Source organism: Pseudomonas sp. MF6751, assembly GCF_016613265.1.
Taxonomy (GTDB): Bacteria; Pseudomonadota; Gammaproteobacteria; order Pseudomonadales; family Pseudomonadaceae; genus Aquipseudomonas; species Aquipseudomonas fluorescens_BV.
In genome coordinates, this window is record NZ_JAENSV010000031.1 from 42823 (window position 1) to 52426 (window position 9604).

Consider the following 9604-nt stretch of genomic DNA (forward strand, 5'->3'; position numbering starts at 1 on the left):
ACCCAGGCGCTGCCATCGCGGGCAAGCCCGGCTCCCACATTTTGAGGTGCTAACCCGATCAAATGTGGGAGCGGGCTTGCTCGCGAAGGCGGCCGAACTAACAGCAGAAATGTTGAGGTAGACATGGACAACTGGATCAGCGCCCTCGCCACCCTGCAAAACCAGGGCGAACCCTGCGTGCTCGTCACCATCATCGAAGAACTCGGCTCAACCCCGCGCAACGCCGGTTCCAAGATGGTCATCAGCGCCGCGCACGCCTTCGACACCATCGGCGGCGGGCACCTGGAATACAAGGCGATGCAGATCGCCCGGGACATGCTGGTGCGCGGCCAGCAGAACACCCATCTGGAGCGCTTCAGCCTCGGCGCCAGCCTGGGCCAGTGCTGCGGCGGCGTGACCGTGCTGCTGTTCGAACCCATGGGCCAGGCGCAAGCGCACATCGCCGTGTTTGGCGCCGGCCACGTCGGCCGTGCGTTGGTGCCATTGCTGGCGAGTCTGCCCTGCCGGGTGCGCTGGATCGATTCCCGCGAGCAGGAATTCCCGCAGCACATCCCCCAAGGCGTGCGTAAAATCGTCAGCGAAGAGCCGGTCGACGAAATTGCCGACCTGCCTGCAGGCAGCTACTGCATCGTCATGACCCACAACCACGCGCTGGACCTGGAACTGACCGCCGCCCTGCTCAAGCGCAACGACTTCGCCTACTTCGGCCTGATCGGCTCGAAAACCAAGCGGGTCAAATTCGAACACCGCCTGCGTGATCGCGGCTTTGACGCCGCACAGTTGCAACGCATGCGTTGCCCCATGGGCCTCCCCGAGGTCAAGGGCAAGCTTCCGGTGGAGATCGCCATCTCCATCGCCGGCGAAATCATCGCCACCTATAACGCCAATTTCGGCCAGCACCTTGCCGGCGCCGAACCTATTGCCAAACTGCTGCCGGCTTCGCGCCGCAGCCACGCTATCTGAATTGAGACGATCATGCCTTTGACTCGCAAAGCCTACCGTGCCGCCATCCTGCACAGCATCGCCGACCCTGCCATCGTGGGGATCGAAGCCTCCTATGAATATTTCGAGGACGGCCTGCTGGTGATCGACAACGGCCAGATCAGTGCCCTTGGGCACGCCAGCGACCTGCTGCCGAGCCTGCCCGCCGATATCGACATCACCCATTACCAAGACGCGCTGATCACCCCTGGCTTGATCGACACCCATATCCACCTGCCGCAGACCGGTATGGTCGGCGCCTATGGCGAGCAGTTGCTGGACTGGCTCAACACCTACACCTTCCCCTGTGAAAGCCAGTTTGCCGACAAGGCTCACGCCGAAGAAGTCGCCGATATTTTCATCAAGGAGCTGCTGCGCAACGGCACCACCACGGCGCTGGTGTTCGGCAGCGTGCACCCGCAATCGGTGAATGCATTCTTTGAAGCGGCCGAGAAACTCGACCTGCGTATGATCGCCGGCAAGGTGATGATGGACCGCAATGCGCCGGATTACCTGACCGACACCGCCGAATCCGGCTACCAGGAAAGCAAGACGCTGATCGAACGCTGGCACGGTAAGGGGCGCCTGCATTACGCGGTGACGCCACGCTTCGCGCCTACCAGCACGCCGGAGCAACTGACGCTGGCCGGGCAGCTGCTGGGCGAATACCCAGACCTGTACATGCAGACCCACATCAGCGAGAACAAGCAGGAAATCGAGTGGGTCAATGAGCTGTTTCCGGAGCGCAACGGCTACCTGGATGTCTACGACCATTACAAGCTGCTCGGCGAGCGCTCGGTGTTTGCCCACGGCGTACACCTGTGCGACGACGAATGCGCACGGCTGGCAGAGACTGGTTCGGCGGTGGCGTTCTGCCCGACTTCGAACTTCTTCCTCGGTAGTGGGTTGTTCAACCTGCCGATGGCCGAGAAACACAACTTGAACGTGGGCCTGGGCACCGACGTGGGTGGCGGCACCAGCTTCTCGCTGCTGCAAACCCTGAACGAAGCGTACAAGGTCATGCAGCTGCAAGGTGCGCGCTTAAGCCCGTTCAAGTCGCTGTACCTGGCGACCCTGGGCGGCGCTCGAGCGCTGCGCCTGGAAGACAAGATCGGCACGTTGCAGCCGGGTACCGATGCAGACTTCCTGGTATTGGATTACAACGCCACGCCGCTGCTGAGCTATCGCCTGAAACAGGCCAATAACATTGCCGAGACGTTGTTTGTGCTGATGACGTTGGGGGATGACCGGACGGTGTTGCAAACCTATGCAGCCGGGCAACTGGTGCACCAGCGCTGATTCAAGCTACATACAACAAATGTGGGAGCAGGCTTGTGTGGGAGCCGGGCTTGCCTGCGATAGCATCACCGCGGTGTAACTGATACACCGCGGCGCCTGCATCGCGGGCAAGCCCGGCTCCCACACAAGCCTGCTCCCACATTTGATTGGGTTTACAACTTTACAGACGAGCGCCCAGGTTTTTTAGTCTGTAAAAGATGCGAAAACACCGCATGCAAATCATCCGACGCACTCTCTTCATCGAGGTTGAGCTTGCTGTCGATGTGATCCATGTGATGCATCATCAAGTTCACCGCCAACGTCGCATCCCGGGCTTCGATCGCGTCGATCAACTGGGTGTGCTCATCGTAGGAACAGTGCGAGCGGTTGCCGCTTTCGTACTGGGCGATGATCAATGACGTCTGGGACACCAGGCTGCGCTGGAAGCTGATCAGCGGCGCGTTCTTCGCGGCTTCGGCCAGCTTCAAATGGAATTCGCCAGAGAGACGGATACCGGCGCCACGGTCACCGCGCGAGAAGCTGTCGCGCTCGTCGTTGACCATCTGGCGCAACTCCGCCAACTGCTCGGCCGTGGCGTGCTGCACCGCCAACTCCGTGATCGCCCGCTCCACCAGGCGCCGGGCCATGAACACCTGGCGCGCTTCTTCGACGCTTGGGCTGGCAACCACCGCACCGCGATTGGGCCGCAGCAGTACCACGCTTTCATGGGCCAGGCGCGACAGCGCGCGGCGAATGATGGTGCGGCTCACGCCGAAGATCTCGCCCAGTGCCTCTTCACTCAATTTGGTTCCGGGCGCCAGGCGTTGTTCAAGGATCGCCTCGAAGATATGCGCATAGACGATATCGTCCTGGGTTCCGCTGCGACCGGCCTTGCCGGCTCGCGGTTGTTTCTTGAGAGGTTGCAACTGTTCGTTCATGAGCACTCGGGTTTGAGAACGGCGAATTAACGGTAATACGGCAACAGCGTGTCGCTGGCAAGTATCACCTAAAAACAGCGCACATTGTACACAACCCGCTGCGCCAACACACTGTACGGCTGTTTGCGGCCTCGGCTGTATTGCAATGACTCGTTACGTTTGAGTTTAGGCTTGATTCCACGATTTCCCATGAACGACATCCCACTGTAGGAGCGAGCTTGCTCGCGAAGAACCCAAGGGCGCCGCGTTTAATCTGATTGCCCGCGTTATCGTTGGCGATTTTCGCGAGCAAGCTCGCTCCTACAGCGTGCGGAGTCAGGTAAAAAGGAACACCTCTCCATGACCGACGCCACCCAAGCGCCCTTGCGCCCGCTGGCCGACACTTCTGCGTCGGCCGTCGTCGCCGGCTTTATCGCCATGATGACCGGCTATACCAGCTCCCTGGTGCTGATGTTCCAGGCCGGCCAGGCCGGCGGCTTGACCACGGCGCAGATTTCTTCGTGGATCTGGGCGATCTCCATCGGCATGGCGGTGTGCAGCATCGGCCTGTCCCTGCGCTATCGCACACCAATCACCATCGCCTGGTCCACCCCTGGCGCGGCGCTGCTGATCACAAGCCTGGGCGGGGTGAGCTATGGCGAGGCCATCGGTGCTTACATCACCTGCGCTGTATTGGTGACGCTCTGCGGGTTGACCGGCAGCTTTGAGAAGCTGGTCAAGCGGATTCCGGCGTCATTGGCGGCGGCGCTGCTGGCCGGGATTCTGTTCAAGATCGGCAGCGAAATTTTCGTCGCCGCCCAGCACCGTACCGGGCTGGTGCTGGGGATGTTCTTCACCTACCTGATCATCAAGCGTCTGTCGCCGCGCTATGCCGTGCTGGCCGCCCTGCTCATCGGCACCGCCTTGTCAGGGCTGATGGGGCTGCTGGACTTCAGCGGCTTTCATCTGGAGGTGGCGACGCCTGTGTGGACCACGCCGCACTTCTCGCTGGCGGCGACCATCAGCATCGGCATCCCGCTGTTCGTGGTGGCCATGACCTCGCAGAACATGCCCGGCGTAGCCGTGCTGCGGGCCGACGGCTACACCGTGCCGGCGTCACCATTGATCACCACCACCGGCCTGGCGTCATTGGTGCTGGCACCGTTCGGCTCCCACGGCATCAACCTGGCGGCGATCAGCGCCGCAATCTGCACCGGGCCGCACGCCCATGAAGACCGCAACAAGCGCTACACCGCTGCGGTGTGGTGTGGGGTGTTCTATGGGATTGCCGGGGTATTCGGCGCCACGCTGGCAGCACTGTTCGCAGCCCTGCCCAAGGAACTGGTGCTGTCGATTGCGGCGTTGGCGCTGTTTGGCTCGATCATCAATGGCTTGAGCATCGCCATGAATGAGCCGAAGGAACGGGAAGCGGCGCTGATTACCTTTATGGTCACGGCGTCAGGCTTGACGTTGTTTTCCATCGGGTCGGCGTTCTGGGGGATTGTGGCGGGGGTGTTGACGCTGCTGATTCTGAATTGGCGCAAGGCATAAAAAAACGGCGACCTCAGGTCGCCGTTTTTTTTAGTATCACTTAGCCGGGTTGATCGGCTTTTCTGGATACCACACGTCCAGCAACGGGCTGACTTCAGCCTTGGTCAGCTCGGAACGGGTTTTCAGCCAGGCTTCGACCGCAGCACGCTGCTCTTCGGAGACCGAGCCACGCTTTTGCAGGCAAACCAGACCGTAGTCATCGCCGCCGACATAGCCCAGGCCATTGGCTTCCATGGCTTCTTTGATGAATGCTTCGAGGAAAGCATCGATAGCTTCTTCACTCAGGCCTTCGTTGAAGTCCAGGTTCAGTTCGAAACCCAGCTCTTGAAATTCATCAACGCACAGTTTTTTGCGCAGACGCTGGGAACGGTTAGTCGCCATTGGAACAATCCTCATAAGTATTAACGGGCGGCACTTTAGCAGTTTAAGGCGGCAATTGCCCGACTCTCTGGGACCGACGGGCAAATGCGCGCAAAAAAACCACGATTAGCAGCTATCGTTCAGCTACACGTTGCGCCAGCTTGGGGCATAATGCCGACACTTTCGTGACCAATGAGGGATTTTCTTCCATACCCCTCGCCTTTTTCACCCTCCTCAGCAGTAGGGTTTTATTTCTTATGATCAAATCTTTGCGTTCAGTGTTACTTGCCAGTGTTGTCTTGCCCCTGGCCTTTGCCGTTTCCGCTGCTCCCGTCAATAACACCCTGCCACCCAGCGTTGCGCAGGCCTTGCAGAAGGCCAAGCTGCAAAATACCGCGCTGTCCCTGGTGATGCTGCCCCTGAACGGCCCTGGTACCCCTACGGTTTTCAACGCGGACGTCTCGGTGAACCCGGCTTCCACCATGAAGCTGGTCACCACTTACGCGGCCCTGGAAATGCTCGGCCCCAACCATCAGTGGAAGACCGAGTTCTACACCGATGGCGCCCTCAGCGGCGGCGTATTGCGTGGCAACCTGTACCTCAAGGGCGGCGGCGATCCCAAGCTGAACATGGAAAAACTCTGGCTGCTGATGCGCGACCTGCGCGCCAATGGAGTGCAGCAGGTCACCGGCGACCTGGTGCTGGACCGCAACTTTTTCAACCAGCCGCTATTGCCTGATTTCAATGATGACGGCAATGACGAAAACAAACCGTTCCTGGTCAAGCCCGACGCCTTGCTGGTCAACCTCAAGGCCTTGCGCTTCGTGACCCGCAATGATTCGGGGCGGGTGATCGTATCGGTCGAGCCGCCGATTGCCAGCATTCGCATCGACAACCAGGTGAAAGTCACCAACGCCAAGCAGTGCACCGGTGACGTGCGCTACAGCCCGGTGACCGCCGCCGACGGCAGCGTGACCGTGACCGTCAGCGGCCAATTGGGTGATGGCTGCAGCTCGCAGACTTACCTGTCGCTGCTCGACCACGCCACCTACACCGCAGGCGCCGTGCGGGCGATCTGGAAAGAGTTGGGCGGTACCATCCAGGGCCGTGATATCCAGGCTCCGGTGCCCAAGGATGCCAAGGTGCTGGCGCGCGCCTTCTCGCCGGACCTGGCGGAAATCATCCGCGACATCAACAAGTACAGTAACAACACCATGGCCCAGCAGTTGTTCCTGAGCCTGGGTGCGCAGTTTCGCAACGATGCCGATGGCGACGATGCCAAGGCCGCGCAACGCGTCGTGCGCCAGTGGCTGGCCAAGAAAGGCATCACCGCGCCGCACTTGGTGATGGAAAACGGCTCCGGCCTGTCCCGCGCCGAACGGGTCAGCGCCCGCGAAATGGCGGCCATGCTGCAAGCGGCGTGGAAAAGTCCTTATGCGGCGGAGTACATCAGCTCGATGCCCATCGCCGGCACCGACGGCACCATGCGTAAACGCCTGAAAACCACCGCCCTGCGCGGCGAAGCCCACGTAAAGACCGGCACCTTGAACACCGTGCGCGCCATTGCCGGTTACAGCCGCGACAACAATGGCAATACCTGGGCGGTAGTGGCGATTCTCAACGACTCCAAGCCTTGGGGAGCCTCGTCGGTATTGGATCAGGTGCTGCTGGACCTGTATCGCCAGCCGAAGGCCGTTGCGGCCGCGCCAGTCCTCTAAGCACTCCATTACCCTGTGGGAGCGGGCTTGCCCGCGATAGCGGGTGTTCAGTCGATATCTTCGACAACTGACACACCGCCTTCGCGGGCAAGTCCGCTCCCACATACCTGCACCCGATCCCTGCCCGCCTGCTTGGCCACGTACACCGCCGAATCAGCGCGCAGCAGCAACCCATCGATGCCTTCGTCGATCCGCCAACTGGCCACGCCGAAGCTGGCGGTAACCACCCCCACCGGTTCCATCGCCGCATCGCGCAACGACTGCCACAACTGTATCGCCAGGCTGTAGGCCTGAGCGCCGTCGGTGTTGGGGCACAGCACCACGAACTCTTCCCCGCCGATCCGGCAAAACACATCGGTGCGGCGCAAGCGTTGGCCGATACGCTTGCACAACTCCTGCAACACGCTGTCGCCCACGGCATGGCCGTGCTGATCGTTGATGCGCTTGAAGTGGTCGACATCGAGCATGATCAACGACAGCGCGCCAGATATACGGTTGAGCCGAAGCATTTCGCCCTTGAGACGATCCTGGAAATAGCGCCGGTTATAGATCCCTGTCAGGGAGTCGGTGATGGACAGCGCGCGCAGTTCTTCCTCGACCCGTTTGAGGTCAGAAATATCCGACACATAACCGTGCCAAAGCGTACCGCCTCCCGGCAACTCTTCCGGCGTCGCTTCGCCGCGAATCCAGCGCAGGCCTCGCTGGGGTAATTGCACGCGGTACTCTTCTCGCCAATGGCTCATTTGCAACGCAGAAAGGCGTATCGACGCACGCACTCGCTCCAGATCCAAAGGGTGAATGCGCTCCAGGACCGTGCGCGCATCCTTCTGCAGCATGCCCAGCTCGATTTCATAGATATCGCGCATGCCTTCGCTGGCATAGATGAAACGCCCGTTGTCCTGGGGCTGCAGGGTGAACTGGAAGATGCCACCAGGCACATGGGCGCTGAGTTTTTTCAGCAGGCGGTCGCGGACGGCAAGGGCCTCATAGGCGCGCTTTTGCTCGGTGACATCCAGGTAAATCGCCAGGTGCCCGACCCACAGGCCATGGTCATCCAAGAGCACGGTCGGCAACATGTTGACCGTCAACTGGCTGCCATCCTTGCGCACCAGCGTCCACTCACGTCCTTCATGCTGACTGTCCGGGCTCTCCACCAGCATCGCCTGGCTCGCCGGAATGCGCTTGCCCAGCGCCCTGCTCAACGGCTCAGCGCGGGCGTCGAGTTCCACGGCCACATGCAAACGGTCCAAGGTCATATGCCCCAGCACCTCCTCGGCCTTGAAGCCCAACATCTGTTCGGCACCGGCATTGAAGGTGTTGATCACACCGCGCAGGTCAGTGGCAATGATCGCCACTTGAGTTGCCGCATTCAACACGCTGCGCAGTTGCCCATGGGCGCCACGCAACTCCTGCTCACGGGCACGTAATTGAACGGTGCGTTGCTCCACCAATTTCAGTGCGCGCTGGCGCTGGCTGACCAACATGTAAAGCAGCGCACTGAGCAAGGCGCTGAGCAACACGCCCATCGCCAGAATGGCGTGCATCGAAGAATGGTTGGCCCTGTCGAACACTTCGCTGGCGCTCAGGCTAAGAGCGTAGACATGATCGCCCAGGGAGAGGCGGCGTGCAGCCGTCAAGCCACTGCTGCCCAACGCGTTACTGGACGCATACAACACCCGTTGCTGGGTGTCGGAGGTGTCTACGATCTGCATCACCAGGTTGTCCCGGTTGGGCCTGGGCAACCCCTCGGCCACCAGCTGGCGCATGCTGATCACCGCCATCACAAAACCATAAGGCTCGGCCCCCGCGACTTTGCTCACGGGCGCCACCAATAACACGCCTGCCGCATAAGCGGGCTCCACCCCCACCAATTGCATGGGCTGTGACACCGCCAACTGGCCGCTTTGTTGCGCACGCTCCAGCGCTGCACGACGCAGGGGCTGCGCCAGCAGATCAAAGCCCAGCGGCGAGCCCAGCAAACTTTGCGTCTGGCTGTACAGCACCGGTACGTATTCATCGCGCTCGGCCGCTGGCGCCAATTCACCGGAGGTATTGAGTTCGCGGATACTGAAGGGAATGCCACGCTGGCGAGAAATGTCCTGTTCAAACAGGCTGCGCTGCGTGCGAAATATCCGTGGTGCCCAGGCATAAGCACGGGCATGCAACAACAGCGGTTTGGCGAAACCGTCGAACTCGTTGCGGGACACCTCGCCGGAATTGACGAAGAAACGCTGCAGGCTGCCCAGGCGTTGTTCCTGGTCTTCAAAACGTTCCTGGATGCGGCTGTAGCGCTCGTTAACCAGCAACTGGAACCGCTGGCGCACCTGTTGCTGATACAGGTCGGACGCCGCCCACGCGACGACCACCGTCAGCGCGCTACCAACCACTAACACCACCAATGCCACCAGCCAAGCCGATGCCTGCTCACTGATAAAACCAAGGATTTTCGGGCGAACGACTTGCATCGGCATAGGCAACACTCACAGCGCCAGTGTGCGGGGGTGTCACTTTGGCTAGGGCTTAAGTTATAGCCATCGGTCATGGGTTTGACCAGCGCAAAACCGTCAACGGGCTTATTGTGGCGAGGGAGTTTGCTCCCGCTCGGGTGCGAAGCGCCCACAAGCTTCCGGGGCCGCTGCGCAGCCCAGCGGGAGCAAGCTCCCTCGCCACAGAAGCTCGCTCCTATGTATGGACTCGCCCTCCACTGTCAACCCGCTTTTCAAACATTGGTACCCGGTTGCATCTATGTATCAGGCCTATCCGAGGAAGCTCCAAACAGCTTCTGGCCAACATTGGATC

At 60.6% G+C, this 9604-nt stretch carries 7 protein-coding genes; 4 read left to right on the forward strand and 3 right to left on the reverse strand.

What is annotated here, in order from left to right:
* Positions 1-123: 123 nt before the first annotated feature.
* Both xdhC and guaD read left to right on the forward strand, forming a co-directional pair.
* A complete protein-coding gene (gene xdhC, locus JJD66_RS20985; protein WP_105227770.1) occupies positions 124-963 on the forward strand; it encodes a xanthine dehydrogenase accessory protein XdhC in 840 nt (279 codons plus the stop codon).
* 12 nt (positions 964-975) lie between these two features.
* On the forward strand, positions 976-2280 hold the full coding sequence (guaD, locus tag JJD66_RS20990; protein WP_200648926.1) for a guanine deaminase: 1305 nt from the start codon (positions 976-978) through the stop codon (positions 2278-2280).
* Positions 2281-2432: 152 nt separating this feature from the next.
* On the opposite strand, the gene JJD66_RS20995 is transcribed toward guaD, so the two are convergent.
* Entirely contained in the window at positions 2433-3197 is a 765-nt protein-coding gene (locus JJD66_RS20995; protein ID WP_014719469.1) for a GntR family transcriptional regulator, read from the reverse strand.
* Between the two features lie 339 nt (positions 3198-3536).
* On the opposite strand from JJD66_RS20995, the gene JJD66_RS21000 reads away from it, so the two are divergent.
* A complete protein-coding gene (locus JJD66_RS21000; RefSeq protein ID WP_200648927.1) occupies positions 3537-4727 on the forward strand; it encodes a benzoate/H(+) symporter BenE family transporter in 1191 nt (396 codons plus the stop codon).
* Positions 4728-4763: 36 nt separating this feature from the next.
* Here the strand turns inward: JJD66_RS21000 and JJD66_RS21005 are convergent, their stop codons facing one another.
* Positions 4764-5108, reverse strand: a complete 345-nt coding sequence (locus JJD66_RS21005) for a YggL family protein (RefSeq protein ID WP_200648928.1) — start codon at positions 5106-5108, stop codon at positions 4764-4766.
* 236 nt (positions 5109-5344) lie between these two features.
* On the opposite strand from JJD66_RS21005, the gene dacB reads away from it, so the two are divergent.
* Positions 5345-6805, forward strand: a complete 1461-nt coding sequence (dacB, locus tag JJD66_RS21010) for a D-alanyl-D-alanine carboxypeptidase/D-alanyl-D-alanine endopeptidase (protein WP_200648929.1) — start codon at positions 5345-5347, stop codon at positions 6803-6805.
* 47 nt (positions 6806-6852) lie between these two features.
* Here dacB and JJD66_RS21015 read toward each other — a convergent pair whose 3' ends face one another.
* Positions 6853-9276, reverse strand: a complete 2424-nt coding sequence (locus JJD66_RS21015; protein WP_200648930.1) for a sensor domain-containing diguanylate cyclase — start codon at positions 9274-9276, stop codon at positions 6853-6855.
* Positions 9277-9604 lie beyond the last annotated feature (328 nt).